This window comes from Catenuloplanes japonicus (assembly GCF_000717135.1).
Classification (GTDB): Bacteria; Actinomycetota; Actinomycetes; order Mycobacteriales; family Micromonosporaceae; genus Catenuloplanes; species Catenuloplanes japonicus.
Window position 1 is genome coordinate 15,624 of record NZ_JNXY01000038.1, and the last position, 22,810, is coordinate 38,433.

A 22,810-nucleotide genomic window follows, 5' to 3' on the forward strand; every position below is an offset into this window, starting at 1 on the left:
CAGCGGGAAGAAGCCCCGCCACGCCGGTGGCGCGGCATCGAGGAGAGTGACGTGCGCAACCGCCCGTATCTGATCGTCGTGTTCCGTCCCGATGACTTCGAGCCCACCTACCTGCGCACAGCCACCGACCGGTTCTTCGCCGCAGCAGCCGCAGACGCCCACCATGCCGGCCTGCGGTTCCGTGCCATCCCGCACCACGCCCTGATCCCCGGCGCCGGCGACGGGCCGCAGCTCTGGTGCGACGGCGAGGACCTGCTACGGCACAAGCACCTGTTCCAGGTGGATGAGTTCAGCTGGATGCCGCAGGCACATCACCACCTGCACGCCATCCGCCGCACGGTCATCGCCAGCGACTCGATCCTGCTCAACCACCTGCCAGGCACCCCCGACCATCTGACGACCGACAAGCTGGCGATCGTCCACCACGCTGCCGGGCTGGGTATGCCCGCCCTGCCGACGATCGCGATCCCGTTCGGCCGCTACGCCCGCACCGCGCTCTCCCACGTACAAGAGCTGATCGGGGACGGTCCGTACATTCTGAAGCCGCGCGAGATGGGCATGGGATTCGGTGTACTGCGATGCGACACCGCAGAGCAGCTGGCTGCGGCGATCGACATCACCGCGCAGACCGGGGCGGGATACATCGTCCAGCCGTACCTGCCCAACGACGGCGACGTGCGGATCTTCACCGTGGACGGGTCCGTCGTCGCCACCCAGCATCGCCGTCCGGCCGCAGACCACTATCTGGCCAACATCAGTCAGGGAGGCAGCAGCACCGATGGTTCCGGCCTGGCCGATCTGAACGACATGACCGAGCAGATCGCCGGCAGCCTGGGCAGCGGTTTCATCTACGTCGACTGGCTGCTGACCGACGTCGGCCCGGTCGTCAACGAATGGAGCTGCGGATTCGGAGGCCACGTCTCGCTCCCTGAGCAGGATCGCACACGCGTGAGCAAAGCCTGCCTGGACTGGGCGCGGATGCTGTGGGACGGCCCGGCACGCCAGGACACCGCGCACGACGACCCAGTGGCGGCGCCGTGAACCGGTCCGGCGACGCCGCAGACAGCCGCGTCATGAACGACATGGCCACCCCGACGGACAGCCGTGTTCCCGCCGTTGCGCAGCACGCCCACGCATATGCCGCGACCGACGGCGCCGACGGCCACATCTGGCACGGTGTCCCGACGCTGCTGCTGACCACCACGGGTCGCAGAAGCGGCGCCGCCCGCCGCACCGTGCTCATCTACGGCCGCCACGAGGGCCTGCTCCTGCTCGCTGCCTCCCACCGCGGGGCGGCACACCACCCCGACTGGTACCTCAACTTGCAATCCAACCCCCTGGTGACGGTGCAGATACGCGGCGAGCGGCTGCCGGCGCGCGCCCGGACCCTCGCCGGGCCGGCGCGCGAGCAGGCCTGGACGACCATGGCGCAGCTGTACCCGGAGTACGTCCGGTACCAGGCACAAACGTCGCGGATCATCCCCGTCGTCGCGCTGGAGCCCATCGGGCCAGCCACACCAGAAGCCACCACACCTACACCGTCTGGGAGTCCTCATGCACAGACTTGATGTCGCCGCGGCGGCCGCGTGCGCTGCGGCGCACGCGGATCGTGACGGTGAACTGCACCCCGACGTCATGACCGCCATCCGTAGCAGCGGTCTGCTGCGGCACTTCACCCCGCGGCAGTGGGGCGGCGGCCCGGACACGTTCGCGGACGCCGCCGAAGCCCTCAGCCGGCTCGGTCACGCCGACCCGGCCGCCGGCTGGTGCACCGCGGTCATGATGTCCGCGGCACGGATGGCCACCCACCTGCCACCCGCCGGACAGCAGATCCTGTGGGAGGACGACCCTGACGCCATGATCGCGTCCACGCTCAGACCCGAAGGCACCGCCGTACCGGTCGAAGACGGCTGGCTGATCGACGGCACGTGGCGCTACGTCAGCGGCATCACCCACTGCCAATGGGTGCTGCTGTCGACCCGCAGCGGTACCGAAAACCGATTCATGCTGGTCCCGCACCGCGCATGGTCCGTCCAGGACACGTGGGACGCGGTGGGACTGCGCGCCACCGGCACGCACACGGTCAGAGTCGCCAGCACCTTCGTACCCGCGGCGCTGTCGTTCACCCGGCAGCAGCTGATGGACGGCCACAGCACCACGACCCGCAGCGTGCCGCACGAAGCGGTGTCCGGCCTGTTCTTCGTCGCGCCCCTGCTCGGCGCGGCCAGACAGTTTCTCCACACCAGCCAGCAGGACTGGCGCGGCAGAGCAGGCGAGGCCGGCAGCGAGGGCCGCGCTCTGGCCCTGGGGAACGGGACCGGCTACCTGGCCGCGGCCGAGTCGCTGCTGATGCGCGCCGCCCGGACCGCAGACGCCGACCAGATCAGCCCCGCCGCGACCCAACGACTCCGGCTGGAACACGCGACGATCGCCGACATCCTCGCCCGCACCGTCGGCATGCTGTTCCGCGAAGGCGGCACCCGAGCCGCCGCCAACGCCAGCCCGCTGGCCCGCCTCTGGCGAGACATCAGCACCGGCCTGCTCCACCCCGCGCTCAACCTCACCCGGATCGCCATCGAATATGCGCAGTCCGCGCCACCACCTCACGAGACGGACTCACCGGCATGACCGGTACGGCCCGCCGCCGACCGATGTCACCACCTTCACCACCGGTGTCCCGCCCAGGCCGGGGACTGGCCCCGCGAACCGCTCGAAAGAGGGAATTCAGCCATTCGATGTCTGATAACGGCGGCTGGTAACGTCATCCGATCACATCCCAACCCCGACAAAGCCGCCATATCGACCGTCAAGGAGTACGTCAGTGCGGATCCTGTCCGAGATCTCCCGCACCTTCGGTGAATACCTTCTCCTGCCCAATCTCACCGATGAGCGCTGCACTCCGGACAACGTGGACATGTCCGCGCCACTGGTCCGGCACAAGGTCGGCGAGCAGCCCGCGATCTGGATCGCCACCCCGCTCGTCAGCGCAATCATGGGCGCCGTGTCGTCCCCCCGGCTCGCGATCGCGCTCGCGCAGGTCGGTGGCATCTCCTTCATCCACCAGAACCAGACGATCGCCGAGCAGGCCGAGATGGTCGCCGCGGTCAAGCGGCACAAGGCCGGGTTCCGGCACAATGACGTCAACATCAAACCATCGGCCACACTCGGTGAAGCCGACACGCTGCTGCAGACCGCCGACGGGAATGTCGTCGTCGTCACCGACGACGGCACGGCATCCGGGACGTTCCTCGGGCTGATCGCCGCCCAGGACTTCAACTTCCACCGCCACCACCGCGACGACAGCGTCGAATCCCGGATGCGCCCGCGCGCCGACCTGGTCACCGGCACCGCCGGAACGTCCCTGACCACCGCGAACGCCCTGCTGTGGGACTCCCGCCAGGACGTCCTGCCGATCGTCGACGGCGACGGCCGCGTCACCGCGCTCGTGCAGCGCCGTGACTACGAACTGCACCAGCAGTTCCGCACCGAGACCGTCGACGACGCCAAACGATTCCGCGTCGGCGCCGGCGTGAACTCCCGCGACTACCGCGAGCGGATCCCGGCGCTGGTCGAAGCCGGCGCCGACGTACTCTGCCTGGACTCCTCCGACGGCTACTCGGTCTGGCAGAAGAACGTCCTCGAGTTCGTGCGCGACTCCTACGGCAACACCGTCCGGATCGGGGCCGGCAACGTCGTGGACGGAAAGGGCTTCCGCTACCTCGCCGACGCCGGCGCCGACTTCGTCAAGGTCGGCATCGGCGGCGGATCGATCTGCATCACCCGCGACCAGAAAGGCATCGGCCGCGGCCAAGCCTCCGCGCTCGCAGAGATCGTTACAGAGCGCGACGCCTACGCCCAGCAGACCGGCGACTACGTACCGCTGTGCTCCGACGGCGGCATCATCCACGACTCGCATATGGCCGTCGCTTTCGCGTTCGGCGCCGACTTCCTCATGCTGGGCCGGTACTTCGCCCGATTCACCGAAAGCCCCGCACCACAGGTCAAGGTCAGCGGGAAAATCCTCAAGGAATACTGGGGCGAGGGCAGCACGCGCGCCCGCAACGCGGCCCGGTACGGCCAAGGCGACACACTCGCCTTCGAGGAAGGCGTCGACGGATTCGTCCCCTACGCGGGCAGCCTGTACGACAACGTGAAGGTCACCCTCGCCAAAATCCGATCGACCATGATCAGTTGTGGCTCCGTCAGCCTGCGGGAGTTTCACGACAGCGCCACGCTCGTGCAGGTGTCCCAGCAGACCTTCGCGCAGAACTCCGAGGACATCGACCGAAACGAGCGCCCTTCCGTCGTCTGAGAAGGACTTGTACCAATCCCATATGGCCCCGGCTTTTCGCGCGTTGCAGTCGAGGAGTGTTGATGAGCCGGGCCTTCTCGGCCCGGCGGATCGCCGACCAGATACGGCAGAGTGCGACATCTGCCCGGGTTCTCGTGCCCTCAGTGCATCATGCTCACGGCCCCCTGGTCGGGCAGGGTGGGCCGGGCGCCGTGCAGGCGCCGGGACTTCAGCCGGTCGAGGGTGAACGCAAGCCCTTCGTCGTGCGCGTGTAGTGCTCTGAGCAGGGAGAACAAGGTTTCCGTTTGCTGGGGTCCGTAGTCCAGCATTCGAGGCGTGGCTGGCGCCGTCGGGCCGAGGTGATCGGCGAAGTAGCTCTTCCCGTCAAGGCGCCTACCTCTCCGTACCGCTGTTGCGGTGTGGGTTCCGCACCGCAACAGCGACAAGCCTTCGACTGTCCACCTGCGGTCCAGGATCGACCCGGCGTCAGCCTGCCGGTGGAAGGTGCTGGCGCCGATGGCTGGTGGCGTGTGCTGCTTCGTTTCCGCGGCCCGGGGGTACGGGACGACGAGGTCGGGTCAGGGGCGGTAGTGGCTGTGGTTGATGCCGCCGAGGAACCTCTGCCAGGTGGCGGTGCTGAATGTGAGTGTGGCCCGGGTGCGGTTTTTGCTGTCCCGGATGTCGGCGCCGGTGGGTGTGCGGCGGGCTTCGAGGCATTGGCCACTCGCCCCGCTGCGGGTGGAGGTGGTCCAGGTGCCGTCGTGGGGGAGTCCGGTGTGGTCAGAACGCATGTGCTCGTTCCTTCATGAATGCGAGGGAGTCGGCCGGTGGCATGGCCAGGGTTTTCAGTGTGTCGTGGACGCCGATGACCCGTGAGACCTGGTCGGGGTCCTCAAGGAAGATCTGTCCGCCGAGGGTTTCGAAGTAGGCCATGTGGGGTTCGTCGGGGCCGAAGCCGAGGATGGTGAACGAGTGGCTGTCGGCGCGGTGCGGGCCGGCTGCGAACCGCAGGACCTGGACCGTGACGTGCGGCAGGGTGGCGGCGATCTCGGTGACGTGCAGGATCTGTGCGCGCATGACGTCCGGTCCGCCGACGACGGTGTGCAGGACGGTCTCGGAGATGACGGTGTGCAGCCGCAGTGGTGGGCGGACATCCTCGCCGTGGAGGAGTTTCTGTCGTGCCATGCGGGTGTGGAGCAGGCTCGTGAACTCCGGTGAGTCCGGCGGGTGGCCGGCGGCGATGACGGCGCTGGCGTAGTCGCGGGTCTGGAGCTGGCCGGGGAAGACGTGCGCCTCGAAGGTGGACAGGTCGGTCGCTTCGTCCTCGTAGCCGATATACATCTGGTACTCGCCGGCCAGGGCTTTGCCGTGTCCGGCCCACCAGTCGGGTGTCGTCGCTGCGCGTGCCGTCGCCACGAGGTTCTGGAACTCCGGGGAGTCTTTGCCGAGACCGTAGACCTCGAGCATGCTCATCAGCGTGCCGATCGGTGGCACGACCTGGCCGGTCTCGTAGCGGCTGAGCGCGCTCGCGGTCTTGACCTGCGCGCCCGGCCTCTTCGCGAGCTCGACCAAGGCCTCGGCCTGGCTGAGGCCGGCGTCGCGCCGTAGCTGGGTCAGCCGTCGGCCCAGGCGTCGGGTGCGCGGGGTCACCGGGTAGGCGCGGCCGGCCATGACAGGTGCCTCCTGCTCGTGTGTGGGCGCGCTATTCGTAGCACATTCTCCGCGACCGACCGCCGCCCACGCACGTCATCCCCACGCACTAGGCCTACACGCAAATGCGCGTGCGCACTTGCGCAGACCGTATGTGTGCGGGAAGGTGGGTTCCACGAAGCGCGCGGAACGGCCGGAGGCCTCGCCTGCGGCTGAGCTGCGACCTCACCGCTGGTGGGTGCGGGCCGTTCCGCGCAGCTCCGGCCCCACCGCGCCCGCAGCTCAAGGGCGGATCCTTTTCTCCGTGACCTCCAACCACCACGGGAGCAGTCATGAACGACGACATCCCGCAACCCACGACCGCGGCCCAGCGCCCGCCGGGCCTACCCGCACCGGCACCCGTCCGGCCGCAGACATCTGGCACGGAGCCGGCATCGCATGGCGAGTCCGAGGCGGCGCTGATGCACGGCAACGACCGCTGGCTCCATCTCGCGGACCGGACTTGCTGGGAGGGCGGCATGTGTCATCCGTGCGCTACGCGCCGCTCGACCTGGCACACACGCCGACTGTCGATCACCGTCGATGTCTAGCGCCCGCACGTTCCCGCACCTCACTGAGGCGGCCCATGCGGCCGTGGGCGCGTCGTTCCTGCTGCGCGGGCTGGTCATCCACTCGCTGTGCGGACAACCGATGCACACCACCACCGCACCAGACGGACACCGCTACTACACATGCCGCATTCCCACCTGCGGAAACACCAGGATCGACGCGATACCGCTCGAACGCGTGGTCTGGGGGCAAATCTGGCGGCGCGACCCGATCGCCGCCGGCTTCCGCGCCGAGCGCCAGCAACTGCTCCACCGCCTGATCCGCGAGATCAGCGTCGGCACCAGCTGGAAGCAATCCGAAATCCGCTACACACACGAGCACACCGAGGAACCGCCCTCATCGACACCTGCGAGCCATGCTCCACCCAGGCCCGCCCACCGCGACGACATCGACTGCGGCGGAGCGCCGCAGCCGCTACCGGCTGACGCCACGGCGCACAGCTGCCCGTCGCAGGCCACGACGGAACCCGCGCAACCACCCGGGACGGCTCCGCCTAGGGCACTATCCGTACCGCCCGCCGCCGGGTGTACCGGACATGCCCGGCCGGTATCGGATCACCACAGGAGACCAGTGAGGGCCAGCAAACCCGCAGATATGCAATTCGCGTTCGATACCGCTCGTCTCGCCGGCGATGTCGTGAAGAGACGCCTCGGCGTGCCCGCTGGCGTGAAAGCGGACGGCGCCCCGGTCACCCGCGCTGACGAGGAGATCAACGCGTTGGTGCGCGCCGCGGTGTCTGACCGGGGCGAGGTGATGCTAGGTGAGGAGTACGACGTTCACCGCGCGGCGACCAGTGGCCGGGTATGGGTGTGTGATCTGGTTGACGGCACGTGGCTGCTCGCGGCCGGTATGCCCGGCCCGGTGTTCTCCCTGGCCCTCGTCGACGACGGCGTCCCGGTTGTGGGTGTGGTGTACGACCCGTGGACCGACCGCCTCATCCACGCCACCGCGGGCGGCGGCGCCTTCATCAACGACCGCCCGACCGCCGTCAACACGGTCGACCGGTTCGCCGGAGCCTGTCTTGCCCTGCCGGGGAGCCGGGCCTCGGCCTTCGACGTCGGCCGACTGTTCGTGCAGGCGGTGGACGCGGGCGCGGATGTGGTGACCAGCGGATCGGCGGTCCACGACGCCGCGATGGTGCCGCTGGGATTCGCCGCCGCCGCGGTGTACCCCTACACCTCGGTGTGGGACATGGCCGCCATCGCCGTGATCGTCGTCGAGGCCGGCGGCCAGATCACCGACCTGCACGGCACCGACCAGCGATACGACGCACCGATCAAAGGCGCGGTGATCAGCAACGGCCGGATCCACGACCGGCTTGTGGAGTTGGTCGCGGCGGCTTCCGGGGTGTGATGGCCGAATGGCCCGGTTCTGACGGCTGCGCCGGCTCCCGGGTTGTCAGGGCGGCGGGCCACTGATGTGGACCATCATTCGGCGTCGAGGCCGCCGCTAGAGGAAGTGATCGACTAATCACGTGCTGAATCGGGGGCCCGGACTCGGCGGCGCGTAGGACTGATCGGCGTGCTGCCCAGGTCGTGGTTGGTGTCATGTCGATGCCCCATCAGCCGCCTATCGTCCGGGACCGGCATCCCGGCGGACAGTCGGCCGGGGCGGGGATTTGGTGCGTGCCGGGTTCCGAAGGGTGCGCGAGCAGCGCCCTGTCCCGTATTCGTGCGGCTACATGCAAATTGCATTTCGTGGCTGCACGGAGATCCGCTCGTTACGATTCTTTGCCGTGTGGGAAGCAAATTCGTTGACAAGCAGCGATTAATTGCCGAAACGGGCTGATGTCGCACACCGCGTCCGTATGAAAAGCCATCGTGTCCAGGTTGGATCGTCCCGGCGGAAGCGGCTTGCTGATGCTGGGGACGGGGGCGGCACGCCAATCTTGGGAGACTCGTGCGCCGCCCCCTCCTCCCGCGCTGATCCTCGAAGGGACACGGGAGTAATGACCGTAACAAGGTCGCGAGGCGGATCAAAGGTGCGCGCCAGACCACGACGCACGAGACCCGCGGTGAAGGACATCGCGGTGTTGATCACCGCCGTCAGCGGCTTGATCACCGCTGTGAGCGGCGTCGTGGCGGCGCTGCTTCACTGACCCGCGATGTGTAGTGGTGGTGGGCCCCGTTCACGTAGAAGGGGCCCACCATCCGGGGCGCTGCGTGCTGCGTCTATCTCTGGGCCATCAGACGCCCTTGGCTGATCGAGGACGACTTCCACCGCGCAGCGGCAGCGCAGGCCCGCCTCTGTCGCGCGTGATCGGAGCCGCCCGGGGATCAGGTGCGCGGCGGGTCGGAGCCGCAGCCGTGTCGCAGGGAGCCGAGTGCGGCGTGGCCGGTGCTCGTGGTCCGGCGCGCTGATCCGCTGGCAGCCGGTCGTTCGCTCGCAGTGTCGCGTGCTGCGCCGGACTCGCCACCAGTGGGCTATGTCGATACGGCGGGTCGTGGCATGGCGTCATCTTGGGCGGGCGGCACATCCGCGACGTTCGGGTGGTGACTGGTCGTCCTCGGATGTCAGAGGCGCGGACGTGAACGGTTACTGGTCGTCTTGGTCCTTGTCCTGGTCGCCGGCCTCTTCGAGATCGAAACGACCAGGGGCGCGCCTGATACCAGTCAGTGGTACTCATCGCGTTCCAAGCCGAATGGGTTCACTCGTCGGCTGACGTTCTCACGTCAGAGAGATGGCAGTCTTCGCCATCACGTGCCACGACGCGTGGCTGTCAATCTGCCCAGCCGCTGAGGGCGAGGCGGTTCTGGGCGCGCCATGCGGTGATGGCGGCGGTGGAGTATGGGTAGGTGTTGCTGGGTAGCATGTCAGCCGGGAACCAGCTGATTTTGGCGCATTTGTGGGGTTCGGCGTTGGTTGGTTCACCGTGCCGCGTGGGGTCGTGGGCGGCGGTGAATGTGAGTCCGATGCGGCCTTGGCCTGCTGTGTTGCGGTGGTGGACGGCCCCGGTTGCGTGTAGGTCGGTGCGGGTGAGGTGGAGGCCGATCTCTTCGCGGGTTTCGCGCTGGATGGCGTTGAGGGCGTCTTCGCCGTGTTCGAGTTTGCCGCTGGGGAGGTTCCATTGGCCGTCGGCGTAGCCGGTGCCTTCTCGCAGGGCGAGTAGGACGCGGTCGCCGTCGGTGAGGATCAGCAGGACGTCGACGGGGTGAGTCGGGTGGGGCGCCACGGTCGTCGAGGCTAGCCGGACCCGGTGTGGAGGAGTGTGTCGACGTGCCGGGCGATGTGGGTGATTCGTTCTTGCAGGTCGGGTCCGGCGGGTACGTCCTGGAGGGTGACCCTGGCGTCGGCGCAGGCCGTGCGCACGGCGGTTGCTGACACAGTCAGACACCCGTGACGAAGGGTCGAGGGCACAGCGCCTGGCCCCGCGGTGAGCAGCCAATTCTCTCGGGCATCGGCCAGCTGTTGCAGTTCCGACATGCGCATCTCCGTCCCGAAAATGGATGGCTGAGCGTCTGTATCCTGCCGGGTCTGGGCCGGTGGACGGCGAGCTTGCCGGAGATCGTGACCGATGGTTCAGGTCGCGGTAGGTGCCAGGGCCGGCGTCGCCGCTGATCCTGGCCGGTGGTCAGCTGGGGTGGCGTGTGTCGATGTCGAACAGTGTCTCCTGGTCCGGGCTCGATGTCGCCGGGGCGTCGTTGGAGTCGATGGGAATGCCGGCGATGTCGAGGAGCGCAGTTAGGGTCGGCTCCCTTGCCCAATGGTGCCGGACCAGGGTGCGGAGCAGGACGGCGGTGCCTGCGGTGTCCCAGAGCGCGCGGTGCGGTCGACTTCCGGTCGCTGCGGTGATCTCGTCGGTGAGCTCGAAGTGGTCGAGGAGTGTGGTCAGGGAGTATCGGATGCCGCTGATGGTGGCGCGGGCGAGGCGGAGCGTGTCGATGAGACCCGTAACGGTGATCGTGGGGTAGTGGCGGCGGAGCAGGTTCCAGTCGACGCGGATGTTGTGGCCGACGAGATAGCAGCTGCGGAGCCTCGGTTCTAGGTCGGCGCCGATCTCGGCGGTGGTGGGCGCGGTGGCCAATGTGGTGTCGGTGAGGCCGGGGCTGATCCATGGCCGGGGCGGGATGGGCCGGCCGGGGTTGACGAGGCTGTGGAACGCGGTGGTGTACTCGGGCCTGCCGTCGGCCAGCCGGATGGCGGCGACCTCGAGGATTGCCTCTCGATCCTTGTCTTGGCTGCCGGTTCCTTCGAGATCGAAGGCGACGAGGGGAGCCTGGTTCCAGGTGGTGCTGTTCATGGTGCTCCAGGTCGGCGGTGTTCAGTCGTCGGTGGTAACGATCTGCTGGGCGAACGTGTCGCGGATGTGTGCGAACTCCCGCTGTTGAGCGTCGGGGAGCTGGTGTCCGGTGAGTGCCCGGCCGTGGGCGTGGAGGATGTGTGGTTGGTCGATCTCCCAGATCTGGTACCTGAGGGTGTGCTGGAGAGCGTAGCGGCGTTGTTCGCCGAGGCCGTGGGTCCAGACGTGGCCGTTGTCGATCACGTACGGGGATTCGTATCCGAACTGGTCGAGGACGTCGCGCATGTTCTGTTCGGTGGGCTGCCGGTGGGCGGTGGTGCACCGTTCGCGTTGGGCTGCCGGGCAGATGTCGCAGAGCTCTCGTACGCCCCAGTGGCCGTTGTAGTCGGGCTCGCGGTGGCTGTAGGTGACGCCACACGAGGTTTTGCGGAACAGCGGGGTGCTGATTCCTGAGGTGCGCCACGCGGCGACGACGCGGGCGTCCAGGTCGGCCGCCATGGTCTTACGCCGATGGTATTCGTCTGCTCCGTAGGGCAGGGTGACGCCGAGGCTGGTCAGGTAGGCGGCGTTCTCCTTCTTGTGATACAGGCCGGTGAATACGAGCGCGTCGGCGTCGCGGCCGGAGTCCAGTACGTGTGCCATCGTGTCCGCGCTGTCGTTCCATCCGGGGACGATCGGCCGCCAGTACAGGATGACTTTCGTCCGGCGGCGCGGGTAGGTGGTGGCGGTGTGGATGGAGCGGGTGGTGATCTGGCTGCGGGTGATCGGCTCGATCCGGGAATCTGTGATCCCGGAGTAGGTCAGCAGCAGGGTCACCTTCAGGTGCGCCAGCTCTTCGAGGGCTGCCATGTCGGCGGCGGTGACGGTGAACCGGGTGATGATCAGGACATGGTTCGTGTAGCCCGCGGCGTCGAGTGCGCGGAGTACCTCGAACAGGTGGGGCTTCACCCCGGGCAGGAACGGGTCGGTGGCCTTGTTGAAGATCTGCAAGGGTGTGACGTGAGGCTGGAACGCGGGATGCGTGACGAGCATCTGGACCGCCTCCGCGGTCGATACCAGGAGCTGGGGTGTCTTCACGTCGAAGTTGCCCCAGAAGTGACGCACGCAGTAGCCGCAGTCGAGCGGGCATCCGATGATGTGGTTGAGCGACAGTCCGGACTTGCGGTATCCGACGATCGTGGCCATGTACTCGTCGAGTTGCGCCTGCTGGCCGACCGGCATGAGCGGCAGGTGTCGCGGGCCGGTGGGTATGTCGAGCGTCATGATGTCCTCCCGGGGGTGGGGACGTGCGGCCGGCCGAGCAGGTGCCGGTGCTGCGGTCCGTACCAGATGTCGAAGTCGCGCGCGGCCGCGTCGGCGGTGTCGGAGCTGTGTATGAGGTTGTCGATGAGCCGGCCGTCACGCATCGCGGCGGCGAGGCTGTCCGTACCGAACCGGCCGCGGATGGTGCCCGGGGGAGCGGCAGCGGGGTCGGTCGGACCGAGAACGACTCTCAGGCGCAGGGCGGCCTGGATTCCGTGCGCGAGCGCGATACCGGCCGGCTGGCCGACGTAGATCCGCCGCAGCTCGGCGGGGACGTCTCGTCCGAGCGCAGTTGAGCGGTGCAGGATGTCGTCATAGTGGGCGAAGATCTGCGCCTCGGCCGGCAAGACGGTGCGTCTATCCACGATGTCTAGGTGCAGCCGCACCACGTCGAGGACCTCGTCGGCCAGGCCGCGGCGCAGGCAATCCGGCTTGAGCAGGACGACCGTCCACATATCCCAGTCGATCGCACTGCTACTCATGATCTGGGCCCGGCGGGCTGCTCGTGTGGGGGTATCCGGTTCGGCCAGCGCGACGCCATCAGCCATCGGTGAGCCGGGCCCATCAGCGCAAGGGCCGTCTCGCCGACACGCGTGGAGGTGTGCCTGATCTGCCGGTATGCCTCCAGCACGCCCAGCGCCTGCCGCCAGAACCCGTGGACAGGTAGCGTCTGAGCTTCGGCGCCGGTCAGCGCCCTCAGGTTCCTCCTCAGCTGCTCTTCCCAGCGCAACACGGTGCCCAGTTCGCCTGGGCTGGCTGCCGTCATGGGCTCGGGACCACAGGTGGGCGACGGACTGCGGTGCGCGTCGTCGATGATCTCCAATGCTCGGGGTATGTCCGGGAGGTTGATGTGCATGGAGCCGGCGTGATGGGTGTAGTCACCGACCTCCGCGCCGAGCAGGGCGGCGGCGTGCTCCTGGATGACGGTGAACGCGTAGGTGTCACCGAGCAGGCCGATCAGCGCGTCGTTGCCACGCATGTAGGTCGTCAGGTGCAGACGGCCGTCGCGCAGCATCAGGTGCAGGGCGAGCGTGCAGGAGACATCCGGGTTCCCGGGATCGGCGACCTCGCCCGGCCTCATCACGATCAACGCGGCGCGTTTCGTGGCCGGATCCTGCCGGATGAGGTCGATGACCTGATCGAACTGCGACCGGCCATCGGTGCCGCTAGGGCGAAACAGGGGCGGGCCGTACGCGGTTCCGGTCAGCATCCCGTCCGCGCCCGCCAGCTTCATCAGCCGCGGCGCGTAGTAGCCGATCATCTCCGCGTCCGCGCGCCCGGACAGATACCACAGAGTCTCCGCGATGTTGAACGCGACGTTCGCCCGCCGTGCGCGCAGAAGCACCAGACGCTGCCGCGGGTCGCTCACACGAAACGACACGTCCCGACACTCCCAGCACGGGTGCCCGACATTCCCGACCCGCTCATGGTGGTGCGCGTGAACATGCCGCAACACCGCGACATACGCGGCGGACAACGTGGGAAACACCACGGGACCAAGCGAATCGGGTCCGGAGATCACCACGGGGTCACCGTGCACGTTGCGAACGCACAGCCGTCTCGTGCGTCGGTGATGCGGACCAGCCAGACCGACACCGTTGATTACCTCCCGATGGCCCGCAGCGCGCACCGAATTCAGGCGCGATTCACATCGACTGCGATGCGTATCCGAGGCTATGGACGGCCGCCAGCACGAGTCCACGATGTTGCGAAATGTTGCTGCTAGCCCAGATCCCGGATTACGGCGCCGACGATGGCACGGGCCTGCCGCCCGTAGACCGCAGCGGTCTGCAGATGACCGAACATGCGCACGTACAGCTCGATCTCCTGAGGGCGGGTGACCTCGATGCTGGCGGTCGGCGTCTCCAACGCCACCAGCACATCGTCGAAGATCCAGAAGCCGGTCGACGCCACGCCGGCCCGCTGTGCCATCAGGGGAATCACGCCGACGGAGACATTCGGCAACGACATCACCGCGAGGAGCCGGTCAAGGACACCGGCCTGCACGCCGTCGTCGCCGAACCACGTACGCAGCGCCTGCTCCTCAACAACGACGGCGAAACGCCGGCCCCGCTCGTACAGGACCCGCTGACGCTCCATCCGTACCGCTACAGCGGCGTCAAGGTCATCCGGCGTCTGCAGGAAACCGATCCAGAACGACAACATCGCGGCGCAGTAGTCAGCCGTCTGGAACAGGCCTGGAATGACGTTGTGCTCGTAGATCCGGAACGTGGAGGTCTGCTGATACCGGTCGAGGGTGTGTGCGCCGAGCACCCGCTTCATCCCGGACCGGCCCTGCCGGCGGAACTCCTGATATGCCGACTCGATCGCCCGCAGGCTCGCCAGCAGGTCGGGGAAGTGCTCCTCAGCACCGCAGGCACGGCACCACACCTCGATGTCGCGTGGTGTCGGCGCCTGCGTACCGTTCTCGATCTTGCTGACGCGGGTGTAGTGCTGGCCGGTGGCCGCCGCCAGCGCACGCCCGGTGAAACCCGCCTCCTTACGCATCTCCCGCAGGAGGGCGCCGAGGGCGGCCTGGGCTTGCCGGGCGGCGCTAGACGGGCTGGTACTCACGATGCGGAATGGCCACCTTCCACACCGCCTCGAACGCGGACCGGCACAACGCGACATCGCCGGGGTCTGTAGAGGTCTCGAACGCCGCGTTCAGCCCGTCGCCGGTGTAGAGGAGGAAGATCACCAGCCGGCCGTCGAGCAGGTAGAAATCGTTGCCCGGCAGGCCGATCGAGGACACGAGCCAGCGTGGCACCCAGCGGATGTCCTCGCCCGCGTCGACCATCGGATGGGCGATGCTGTACGACCATCGCTGGTAGGCGCTCAACGGCTCGGACACGATCCGTGCCCGCCGGACAGTCGCACCGCGGGCGGTGTGAGCCCGCAGGGTGTCACACCAGCCGGCCAGCCACGCCAGGTCGTCGGGTTCCCCTCTCGACCACGCGGCCATGTAGGGAAGCTCGGTCTCCGTGCCGTACGCGTCCCGCATCTCCAGATGCAGCGACTCACGTCCGAACGTCTCCAGCAGCCTGCCGAACTCGGCCTCACTGATCGACGGCACGATCCTCCTTGAAGAACTGAATCATCCGATCCGGGATCTCGACACACGTCTCACCATCAGGGATGTCCATCTGCGCGAGAGCCAGCTGATCGGTCACCACCCATCCCTGCACCACCCAGCTACCACGATCGGTGCGATAGACAGTCGGCGAGCCGGTGGGATTCGACTCCGGATCCTTCCCGACGAATGTTAAGCGCATGGTCGGCTCCTGACTTCGATGTTGCAAAATGTTGCGATGTTGCATCAATCGTTGTCATCCGTTGGAGGCGCCGTCAACGATGTTGCGCGAGGTTGCGAATGCCCATCGCTGAAGCCGGCCGCGTCACACCTCACATGCAACATCCCTGGTTATGGCGCCGCAGGACTGGCACCCAAGAGACCGACTCCGTCACTCCTCTGGCGCGGTGCTCACCGTGACCGCTGCCCACGGCTCCGAGGCTGCCGTCTTTGCAGCGTGGTGGGAACTCGGGGTGAACCCGGTGCGTTGTACGGTTGGGTAGTAGGCCAGCCCTAGTCAAGGGCTGTCCGAGTTGCCCAGACCGCTACCTGGGAGAGTGCCATGGCCAGCCGCTCAACGGTCCCTGCCGATGCCCCGATCGGAGACCACATCCGTCGTTTGCGTACTGAGCGCGGCATGACACAGGAGGCGCTCGCCGAGGCGGCGAGTGTGAGCACCGATCTGATCAAGAAGCTGGAACAGGGCAAGCGCACCAGTGCGCGCCTCGCGACCCTCATGCAAATCGCCGACGCGTTCGACGTATCAATCGCTGAGATGACCGGGAAGAAGCCCCGCCTCGACAGCATCGGCGACCGACTGGTTCTCGGGTTGCGTGACGCGATGCTGGATCCTGGATACTTGCCAGGGATCGACGTCGCTGACGACGATGGTGCTCCAACTCCGCTGGCAGACCTGGAGCACACGCTCAGTCGAGCCTGGTCAGACTATTGGTCTGGACAATTCGAGGAACTCGCCCGGATGATGCCTCATTTGTTGGCGGAGGCACGAGTTACGGCGCGGGGCCGCCCGGTGGAAACCGCAGGCGTACTTGCTCAAGCACACCAGCTCGCTGCATGTCTTCTCGTTCACCTTGGTCGCGACGACCTAGCCACGATCGGCGCCGAACGGGCCATCGCGGCAGCCCAGAACGGTAATGATGAGCTCCAGGCGGCAACGCTGATGGGCACGTATTCCTGGACGCTGCTTCATCAGGGACGACCAGCTGAGGCTGCACGTCTAGCCGGCGATCAGGCAGAACGGGTTGAGCCACGAATGAGCCGGGCGACACCGCAGCAGATCACTGTGTGGGGCGGTCTTGCTATCACTGCAATGGCCGCTGCGGCTGCCGCTGGGGACGGCGGGACTGTGAGCGAGCTGGCCTCTCTCGCCGCGTCCGGTGCTGCACGGATCGGTGCTGACCGGCGCGACTATGAAGTTGCGTTCGGTCCCGCCCAGCTTGCAGTGCAGACTACTCACGCGCGAACGGTCCTCGGCCAGCCCGAGCGCGCCCTGGAAGCGGCTGCGAAAGTAGACCCCAGATTCTTGAGGCCGGTTGAGCACGGCCGGCATCTGATCGACGTGGCCGGTGCGCATGCTGCCAGCATCCGAGGCCGCGACCGAGCTGTGATGACTCTTCAGCGTGCGCGTGACGCTGGCGGTGCTGTGTGGCTGCGGCACCAAGGGCCTGCACGCGCCATTATTTCCGATCTTGCCGAGAAGCAAGCGCGTATGTCGCCGGCGCTGCGTGAGTTGGTTCAAACCCTCGATGGTCGTTGAGGAGGACAATCTGTCCTCCTTTAATCGAGTCATCTGTCCGAAGAGGACGTAACGTGCCTGTACTGGCTATTTGGCCGTCCGTAGCGTCTTGGCTACGACGCGGCGGCCAGCTCTGAGGGTCCTCGACCCGATGGTTGCTTAGGACCACAACGCCGCCCGCCTCGTATCTGACCAGACGCGGCGGGAGTTATGAGGCATTCCCGCCGTCGTCGTGCAATCGACGGAGGCGGTACCGGTGACGGAGCTGTGGGCGATCTACGCCACGATGTTGGCGCCTCCACACCCACCTGGTCATGTTCGGGTCTGTGGACGGTCGCTCCAAATTCCCATGCTCCGGGCCAGGTGCGTCTAGTGACGAGGATGCCCGTCAAGCTGAGCGACCTGCGGATCCAGGCGAAGCTGTCGCTGATCGCCGTCCTGCCGTTGGTGACGGTGGTGGTTCTCGCTGCGGTGGCGATGTCGTCAGCGTCTGTTGGTGCGGCGCGGCTGGAGCTGGCGCGTCGGATGGCGGTGCTGGGGACGGCTGCCGGGGATCTTGCTGCGGCTTTGCAGGGTGAGCGGGCGGGCGCGGCGTTGGTGTTCGCGGAGTCGTCGAGTCCTGGTTCGGTGGCAGATTTTCGGGTGCGGGTCCGTGAGACGGATCAGCGCGTTCTTCGGTACCGAGGGGCATCGGCCGGCGTGGTGCCGCCCGCGGGGCCGGGTGCGGTGTTGAGGCGGATTGACGGGCACCTTGCTGGCTTGGATGCGGTGCGGGATCAGGTGGTTGCGGCGCCGGACGCGGTGGGTTCGGCGGTGGTGTTCAGCTACAGGGCTTTTCTGGCCGAGTTGGTGGCGTATCGGCAGGGTCTCGGTCAGATCGGGGTGGCCGCTGACTCGGCGGCGGGCCTTCGGGCCGGCGGAGCGTTGTCGCAGGCGTCGGAGGCGCTGGGCCTGATCCAGATCGCCGGTATCAGAGCGATTGGCGCGGGGGTGTTGACGTCGGCGGGGCAGCAGGAGGCGATCGGCGCTGATGCGGCGTTTACCGAGGTGTTGATCGACTTTCGGGAGTTGGCGCCGGCGGGGTGGGCGGAGACGTTGAACCGGCGGGTGACTGGTGACCGGGTGGTCGCTGCGGAGCGGTTGCAGGGCGCGTTGGTGCGGCAGTCGCCTGGTGTGGCGCTGACGGTGGGTGTGGACGCGGGGGAGTGGTCTGCGGCGATCGGTGCGCGGATGCAGCTGCTGGAAGCGGTCGGCCGGGATCTGGACCGAGCGTTGATCGCGGACGTGACCGGGCAGCGGGATGCGCTGTGGCGCGATTCCGGCCTGGTGGGCGGCGGTGTCTTGGCGATGCTGATCCTGATCGGGCTGCTGGGCCGGCAGGTGACCCGGTCGCTGACGAGCTCGTTGTCGCGCCTGCAGTCGCAGGCGGAGGCGGTGGCCGGCGTGCGGCTGCCGCGGATGGTCGACGAGCTGGCCGGTAGCGGTGGTGATCCGCAGGTGGTCGCGCGGTTGATCGGGCAGGCGGCGGCACCGATCGAGGTCGGTGGTCGTGATGAGGTCGGTCAGGTCGCGGCCGCGTTCAACGCGGTGGTGGCGAGGGCGGCGCGGCTGGCGGGTGATGAGGCGGCGTTGCGTGCGCAGGTCGCGGGGATCTTCGCGGCGTTGTCGCGGCGGCTGCAGCGTCGTACCGGCAAGGCGCTGGCGGATTTGGACGCGTTGCAGCGTGACGAGAAGGATCCGGACCGGCTCGCGGACCTGTTCAAGCTGGATCATCACACGACACTGCTGGGGCGTCTGGTCGTCAATCTGATGGTCCTGGCCGGTGGGTCGGTTCCGCAGCGGGTGTCGGTGCCGCAGGCGGTCCCGGCGCTGGTGCAGGCCGCGCTGAGCGAGATCGAAGGCTATCGGCGTGTCGAGGTCGTGCGCGCTCCGCAGTCGGTGTTCGTGCGGGAGTTCGCGGTCGGTGGGCTGGTGCATCTGCTGGCGGAGCTGCTGGACAACGCGGCGCAGTCCTCGGCGCCGGAGACGATGGTGGTGGTCGAGTGCGGCCTCGTCGGTGATCAGCTGCATGTGCAGATCCGTGACCACGGTACGGGCATGCATGCCGACGACGTACGGCTGCTGATGGCGCGGATGACCGCCGCGCAGCCGGTCGACCGGCACACCGCACAGCAGATGGGTGCCCCGGTGATCGGTGCGATTGCCCGGCAGTTCGGCGTGCAGATCGCCGTGCATTCGATTCCGGGTCAGGGCACCACGGTCGATCTCACGGTGCCGGCCACCCTGCTGACAACGAAGGCCCCAGACCATGCACCCACCGCCGACGGCCGGTTCCGGGTGAACAGCGAAGGCGCAGGTCCCGGCGCGGACGTCACCCGGGAGCTGCCGCTGCACCTGCAGGCGGCGCCGGAACGGTCGGCGTGTCCCGTGGAATGGCCGCCGCCGCGGAAGCCGGTCGCCACCGCGCCAGCCGTTCTCATCGCACCAGCAGCGCCGTCAGGTTCGTGGTTCAGCTCCGAGGTGACGCCGACACTGCCGCAGCAGTGGCAGCAGGCGGCCGTCGCCGGTCCGGTTGAGGAGCCTCCGGAACAGACGCCGGGCGGCCTGCCGGTCCGGCAGCGGCGCACGAAGCGTCGTCCCGCGCACGCCGCCGCGTCCCCGCCAGTTGTTGCGGTGGCGGCCGCGCGGCCGCCGGTACGGGATGCCGCGCATGCGCACCGTCAGATGTCGGCGTACCAGTCCGGGGCTGCTGCCGCGCGCCGCCCTATCCACCCTCTGTTCGAAGGACACCGTGATGACCACTGACAAACCCACCTGGGGCTTCTTGCTCGACGGTCTCTGCCGTGAGGTGGCCGGGGTGCAGCACGCGATGGCGTTGTCCGCCGACGGGCTCGCGCTGGCGTTCAGTGAGAGGCTGGCCAAGGACACTGCGGACTCGCTCGCGGCGTCGGCGTCCGGGCTGGCGAGCCTGACGCGGGCGACCGCTGAGCTGGTGCAGGGCGGTCCGGCTGCCCGGACCGTGATCGAGATGGCTGGCGGCTATGTCGTGATCACCGCGATCGGTGACGGCTCGCATCTGGTGGTCCTCGCTGACCGAGCCTGTGATCTTGGCCAGGTCGCTTACGAAACGGTTATGTTGATCAACCGGGCGGGCGCGGCGCTGACCCCGGTCGCGCGGATGCCGCAGCACGCATGAGCGGTAGCGCTCCGCCGGTCATAGCCGGGCGCCCTGTGCAGGCGCCTGCGGTGACGTCGGCGAAGATCCTGGTTGCGGGTGGGTTCGGGGTCGGGAAGACCACGTTCGTCGGTGCGATTTCGGAGATCCCGCCGTTGCGGACCGAGGCGCTGCTGACCGAGGCGAGCGTGGGTGTCGACGACACCGTCATGTTGCCGGACAAGGTGAGCACGACGGTGGCGCTGGACTTCGGCCGGATCACCCTCGACGCGGGTCTGATCTTGTATCTGTTCGGGACCCCGGGTCAGGACCGGTTCTGGTTTATGTGGGACGAGCTGGTCCGGGGTGCGATCGGTGCGGTGGTCCTGGCCGATACCCGTCGGCTGGAGGACTGCTTCGACGCGCTCGGTTTCTTCGACGAGCGGGGCCTGCCCTACGTCGTGGCGCTCAACCGGTTCCCGGACCTGCCCGCATACGCCGAGGCGGAGCTGCGGCAGGCGCTGTCGATCCCCGACGGCGTGCCCCTGGTGTCCTGCGACGCCCGCGACCGCGCCGACGTCCAGGCCACCCTCATCGACCTGGTCACACATGTCCTCGCCCTGCGCGCCGCACCCACCCCTTCACCTTGACCTTCCTGGAGCCCTGTTATGAGATGGCGATCATTGCGTGGCTGGCTGTCCGCTGCCGCGGTCGTGTTGCTGGCGCTGGTGGCCGGCTGTTCCGGTTCCAGCCTCGACGACACCACCGACACTGGCGGCGGGCCGGTCCGGATCGGGTTGCTGTGGCCGCAGTCCGGCGGTTACAAGGACATCGGCACCGACCTGGCCCGCGGCTGGCAGTTCTACCTCGACAACCACGAGGGAAGACTCGGCGGCCACGACGTAGAGGTGAGCGTCATGGACGAGGGCGACGGGACCACGCCTGCGCTGAACGGTGCGAAGAAGCTCCTCGATTCCGACCGGTCGATCGTCCTCGTCGGCGGTGCCACCGCGAACACGACCGTGTCGATCAAGGAGTTGGTCACGTCCCGGAAGGTGCCGTTCATCGGTACCGGCGGGCGGCCGTCGACGGTGGAGGACGTGACCTGGATTAGGCACACGTCGTGGCAGTCGGTCGAGGTCGGCACCGCGATCGCCGACTACATACGCACCACCGTCAACGGCCCCGTGTACGCGGTCGGCCCGGACTACCAGGGCGGCTACGACAACATCAACGGATTCGTCACCGCGTTTACCGCTGGCGGCGGGCGGTTGGCGAACCCGGACGGCAAGCCTGAGTGGACCCCGTGGAACCCGCCCACGACGAACTTCCAGACGACCCTGACGAAGATCAAGAACAGTGGTGCGAAGGCGGTCTTCGCGTTCTACGCCGGCAGTTCGGCGACGAACTTCGTCAAGCAGTACGCGCAGGCCGGCCTCGACATCCCGCTGTACGGGTCCGGGTTCCTCACCGAAGGCGACAGCGTGCTGGACGCGCAGGGTGATGCGGCTCTCGGGGTCCGGACCGTCCTGAACTACGGCGGCAGCGTCGACAACCAGGCCAACCGTGCCTTCGCCCCGGCCTTCCAGTCGGCGTATGGGGACACGCCGAACATCTATCACGTCACCGCCTACGACGCGGCGATGGTCCTCGACCGGGCGCTCGCCGTAGCCGGCCCTCATCCGACGAGCGAGTCGATCAACGCGGCCCTGGACGAGCTGGGGGAGATCGACAGTCCGCGCGGGCCGTGGCGGTTCGGGGCCGGGCATGCGCCGGTGCAGGCCTGGTATCTGCGCGAGGTCCAGTTCGACGGCCGGAGCCGGGCGAATGTCGTCATCGCGAACCTCACCACCCTCGGCAACTGAGACACCCCACCCAACCCCTTGGAAATGAGGTCACGGTCATGAGCGCTGCGTCATCGCCGGCGGAATACACCTTCGACAACGTGCACCCCGAGGCTGCCACCCAGCTGCGGTTGCTCGGCCAGATTCTCGACGGGCGCACCCATGACGTGCTCGACCCGCTGCTGATAGCCGGGGATCGGTGCCTGGACGTCGGCGCCGGGGCCGGCACGATCGCGTCCTGGATGCTGTCGAAGGTCCGCACCGGCTTTACTGACCTGCCCGGCGGGGTGGTCGCGTTCGACCGCAAACCGATCCACGTCCCTCCCGCCGACGGCCTGACCGTCGTGACCGGCGACGCCACCAGCCACGACTTCGGCGACAGTATATACAACGTCATCCATGCCCGGCTGGTGTTGATGCACCTGCCGGACCGTGAGGCGGTCCTGGCCACGCTGGTCCGGGCGCTGCGTCCGGGCGGGCGGCTGGTCGTCTCTGACTGGGACTGCACCCAGCCGGAACGGATGCTTCTGCGTGGCAGCCCGGACACCATCACCAACTTCCTCGCCTTCCAGCGGGCGCTGCTTGGCTTCGCCGTGTCCAACGGCGCCTCGCTGGACTGGGCCCAGCGTCTCCCCAGGGCGCTGGAGTACGCCGGACTGACCGAGGTCCGGGCGGATGTCCACAGCCAGATGTGGCGGGGCGGGGAACCCGGTGCGCTCCTGCACGCCAGTAACAGCGTGCAGCTGCAGCAGCAGCTTCTCGATCGTGGTGTCGAGCTCGCGGATCTGGAGCAGATGCGGCTGGCGCTGGACGACCCGGCGACCTGCCTGTGGCAGTACCCGATGGTCACCGCCGTCGGTACCCGCAGCGTCGACGCCTGACCTACACATGCGG

At 67.7% G+C, this 22,810-nt stretch carries 21 protein-coding genes; 11 read left to right on the forward strand and 10 right to left on the reverse strand.

Features of this window, described 5'->3' with window-relative positions:
• Positions 1–51 precede the first annotated feature (51 nt).
• The 4 genes from OP04_RS41115 to OP04_RS41130 all read left to right on the forward strand — a co-directional run bounded on the left by OP04_RS41115 (position 52) and on the right by OP04_RS41130 (position 4,312).
• Positions 52–1,041 (forward strand): ATP-grasp domain-containing protein, encoded by a 990-nt coding sequence (locus OP04_RS41115; RefSeq protein ID WP_033345440.1) that lies wholly within the window; start codon positions 52–54, stop codon positions 1,039–1,041.
• Between the two features lie 32 nt (positions 1,042–1,073).
• The gene (locus OP04_RS41120; RefSeq protein WP_063746857.1) at positions 1,074–1,568 is read left to right on the forward strand and encodes a nitroreductase family deazaflavin-dependent oxidoreductase; all 495 of its coding nucleotides are present in this window, start codon (positions 1,074–1,076) and stop codon (positions 1,566–1,568) included.
• The gene (locus OP04_RS50670) at positions 1,555–2,628 is read left to right on the forward strand and encodes an acyl-CoA dehydrogenase family protein (protein ID WP_085067176.1); all 1,074 of its coding nucleotides are present in this window, start codon (positions 1,555–1,557) and stop codon (positions 2,626–2,628) included. The genes OP04_RS41120 and OP04_RS50670 overlap by 14 nt, the downstream gene beginning before the upstream one ends.
• A 193-nt stretch (positions 2,629–2,821) precedes the next feature.
• The gene (locus tag OP04_RS41130) at positions 2,822–4,312 is read left to right on the forward strand and encodes an IMP dehydrogenase (protein ID WP_033345441.1); all 1,491 of its coding nucleotides are present in this window, start codon (positions 2,822–2,824) and stop codon (positions 4,310–4,312) included.
• A 557-nt stretch (positions 4,313–4,869) separates the two neighbouring features.
• Here OP04_RS41130 and OP04_RS41135 read toward each other — a convergent pair.
• Both OP04_RS41135 and OP04_RS41140 read right to left on the reverse strand, forming a co-directional pair.
• Positions 4,870–5,082 (reverse strand): DUF397 domain-containing protein, encoded by a 213-nt coding sequence (locus OP04_RS41135; RefSeq protein ID WP_033345442.1) that lies wholly within the window; start codon positions 5,080–5,082, stop codon positions 4,870–4,872.
• Positions 5,072–5,962, reverse strand: coding sequence for a helix-turn-helix domain-containing protein (locus OP04_RS41140; protein ID WP_051799856.1), 891 nt, complete (start codon positions 5,960–5,962; stop codon positions 5,072–5,074). The genes OP04_RS41135 and OP04_RS41140 overlap by 11 nt, the downstream gene beginning before the upstream one ends.
• A 612-nt stretch (positions 5,963–6,574) precedes the next feature.
• Between OP04_RS41140 and OP04_RS52515 the strand changes: the two genes are divergently transcribed.
• On the forward strand, positions 6,575–7,903 hold the full coding sequence (locus OP04_RS52515; protein WP_198154162.1) for an inositol monophosphatase family protein: 1,329 nt from the start codon (positions 6,575–6,577) through the stop codon (positions 7,901–7,903).
• Between the two features lie 1,366 nt (positions 7,904–9,269).
• Here OP04_RS52515 and OP04_RS52520 read toward each other — a convergent pair.
• The 8 genes from OP04_RS52520 to OP04_RS50675 all read right to left on the reverse strand — a co-directional run bounded on the left by OP04_RS52520 (position 9,270) and on the right by OP04_RS50675 (position 15,409).
• On the reverse strand, positions 9,270–9,722 hold the full coding sequence (locus OP04_RS52520; protein WP_085067178.1) for an NUDIX domain-containing protein: 453 nt from the start codon (positions 9,720–9,722) through the stop codon (positions 9,270–9,272).
• A gap of 399 nt (positions 9,723–10,121) precedes the next feature.
• Positions 10,122–10,790, reverse strand: coding sequence for a 3'-5' exonuclease (locus OP04_RS41155; protein ID WP_033345445.1), 669 nt, complete (start codon positions 10,788–10,790; stop codon positions 10,122–10,124).
• A gap of 21 nt (positions 10,791–10,811) precedes the next feature.
• The gene (locus OP04_RS41160) at positions 10,812–12,053 is read right to left on the reverse strand and encodes a radical SAM protein (RefSeq protein WP_033345446.1); all 1,242 of its coding nucleotides are present in this window, start codon (positions 12,051–12,053) and stop codon (positions 10,812–10,814) included.
• Positions 12,050–12,640, reverse strand: a complete 591-nt coding sequence (locus OP04_RS41165) for a nucleoside-diphosphate kinase (protein WP_051799857.1) — start codon at positions 12,638–12,640, stop codon at positions 12,050–12,052. The genes OP04_RS41160 and OP04_RS41165 overlap by 4 nt, the downstream gene beginning before the upstream one ends.
• A complete protein-coding gene (locus OP04_RS41170; RefSeq protein WP_198154163.1) occupies positions 12,571–13,617 on the reverse strand; it encodes a thymidylate synthase in 1,047 nt (348 codons plus the stop codon). The genes OP04_RS41165 and OP04_RS41170 overlap by 70 nt, the downstream gene beginning before the upstream one ends.
• Positions 13,618–13,814: 197 nt before the next feature.
• Complete coding sequence (locus OP04_RS41175; RefSeq protein WP_033345448.1) at positions 13,815–14,666, reverse strand: helix-turn-helix domain-containing protein; 852 nt, start codon at positions 14,664–14,666, stop codon at positions 13,815–13,817.
• A complete protein-coding gene (locus tag OP04_RS41180) occupies positions 14,647–15,165 on the reverse strand; it encodes a DUF6879 family protein (protein WP_033345449.1) in 519 nt (172 codons plus the stop codon). Before OP04_RS41180 ends, OP04_RS41175 begins: the two co-directional genes overlap by 20 nt.
• Positions 15,149–15,409, reverse strand: a complete 261-nt coding sequence (locus OP04_RS50675) for a hypothetical protein (protein ID WP_232323931.1) — start codon at positions 15,407–15,409, stop codon at positions 15,149–15,151. Before OP04_RS50675 ends, OP04_RS41180 begins: the two co-directional genes overlap by 17 nt.
• Before the next feature lie 315 nt (positions 15,410–15,724).
• Between OP04_RS50675 and OP04_RS52525 the strand changes: the two genes are divergently transcribed.
• From OP04_RS52525 to OP04_RS41205, 6 genes are all read left to right on the forward strand, one after another.
• Entirely contained in the window at positions 15,725–16,939 is a 1,215-nt protein-coding gene (locus tag OP04_RS52525) for a helix-turn-helix domain-containing protein (RefSeq protein WP_085067180.1), read from the forward strand.
• A gap of 360 nt (positions 16,940–17,299) precedes the next feature.
• Positions 17,300–19,723: a sensor histidine kinase gene (locus OP04_RS41185; RefSeq protein WP_198154164.1), complete on the forward strand. Its 2,424-nt coding sequence runs from the start codon at positions 17,300–17,302 to the stop codon at positions 19,721–19,723.
• A complete protein-coding gene (locus tag OP04_RS41190) occupies positions 19,713–20,114 on the forward strand; it encodes a roadblock/LC7 domain-containing protein (protein WP_033345451.1) in 402 nt (133 codons plus the stop codon). Before OP04_RS41185 ends, OP04_RS41190 begins: the two co-directional genes overlap by 11 nt.
• Positions 20,111–20,722 (forward strand): GTP-binding protein, encoded by a 612-nt coding sequence (locus OP04_RS41195; RefSeq protein ID WP_051799860.1) that lies wholly within the window; start codon positions 20,111–20,113, stop codon positions 20,720–20,722. The genes OP04_RS41190 and OP04_RS41195 overlap by 4 nt, the downstream gene beginning before the upstream one ends.
• Before the next feature lie 18 nt (positions 20,723–20,740).
• On the forward strand, positions 20,741–21,937 hold the full coding sequence (locus OP04_RS41200; protein WP_033345452.1) for an ABC transporter substrate-binding protein: 1,197 nt from the start codon (positions 20,741–20,743) through the stop codon (positions 21,935–21,937).
• A gap of 38 nt (positions 21,938–21,975) precedes the next feature.
• Positions 21,976–22,797 carry a class I SAM-dependent methyltransferase gene (locus OP04_RS41205; protein ID WP_033345453.1) on the forward strand — a complete coding sequence of 274 codons (822 nt, stop codon included), beginning with the start codon at positions 21,976–21,978 and terminating at the stop codon, positions 22,795–22,797.
• The last annotated feature ends 13 nt before the right edge of the window (positions 22,798–22,810 follow it).

Excerpts from the sequence above, each read along its gene's own strand:
- OP04_RS41195 (WP_051799860.1), top strand. The coding sequence starts at position 20,111 with ATGAGCGGTAGCGCTCCGCCGGTCATAGCCGGGCGCCCTGTGCAGGCG.
- OP04_RS41190 (WP_033345451.1), top strand. The coding sequence starts at position 19,713 with ATGACCACTGACAAACCCACCTGGGGCTTCTTGCTCGACGGTCTCTGC.
- OP04_RS41165 (WP_051799857.1), bottom strand. The coding sequence starts at position 12,640 with ATGGCTGATGGCGTCGCGCTGGCCGAACCGGATACCCCCACACGAGCA.
- OP04_RS41120 (WP_063746857.1), top strand. The coding sequence starts at position 1,074 with ATGAACGACATGGCCACCCCGACGGACAGCCGTGTTCCCGCCGTTGCG.
- OP04_RS41200 (WP_033345452.1), top strand. The coding sequence starts at position 20,741 with ATGAGATGGCGATCATTGCGTGGCTGGCTGTCCGCTGCCGCGGTCGTG.
- OP04_RS50670 (WP_085067176.1), top strand. The coding sequence starts at position 1,555 with ATGCACAGACTTGATGTCGCCGCGGCGGCCGCGTGCGCTGCGGCGCAC.
- OP04_RS41185 (WP_198154164.1), top strand. The coding sequence starts at position 17,300 with ATGCCCGTCAAGCTGAGCGACCTGCGGATCCAGGCGAAGCTGTCGCTG.
- OP04_RS41205 (WP_033345453.1), top strand. The coding sequence starts at position 21,976 with ATGAGCGCTGCGTCATCGCCGGCGGAATACACCTTCGACAACGTGCAC.
- OP04_RS41160 (WP_033345446.1), bottom strand. The coding sequence starts at position 12,053 with ATGACGCTCGACATACCCACCGGCCCGCGACACCTGCCGCTCATGCCG.
- OP04_RS52525 (WP_085067180.1), top strand. The coding sequence starts at position 15,725 with ATGGCCAGCCGCTCAACGGTCCCTGCCGATGCCCCGATCGGAGACCAC.
- OP04_RS41155 (WP_033345445.1), bottom strand. The coding sequence starts at position 10,790 with ATGAACAGCACCACCTGGAACCAGGCTCCCCTCGTCGCCTTCGATCTC.
- OP04_RS41140 (WP_051799856.1), bottom strand. The coding sequence starts at position 5,962 with ATGGCCGGCCGCGCCTACCCGGTGACCCCGCGCACCCGACGCCTGGGC.
- OP04_RS41135 (WP_033345442.1), bottom strand. The coding sequence starts at position 5,082 with ATGCGTTCTGACCACACCGGACTCCCCCACGACGGCACCTGGACCACC.
- OP04_RS50675 (WP_232323931.1), bottom strand. The coding sequence starts at position 15,409 with ATGCAACATCGCAACATTTTGCAACATCGAAGTCAGGAGCCGACCATG.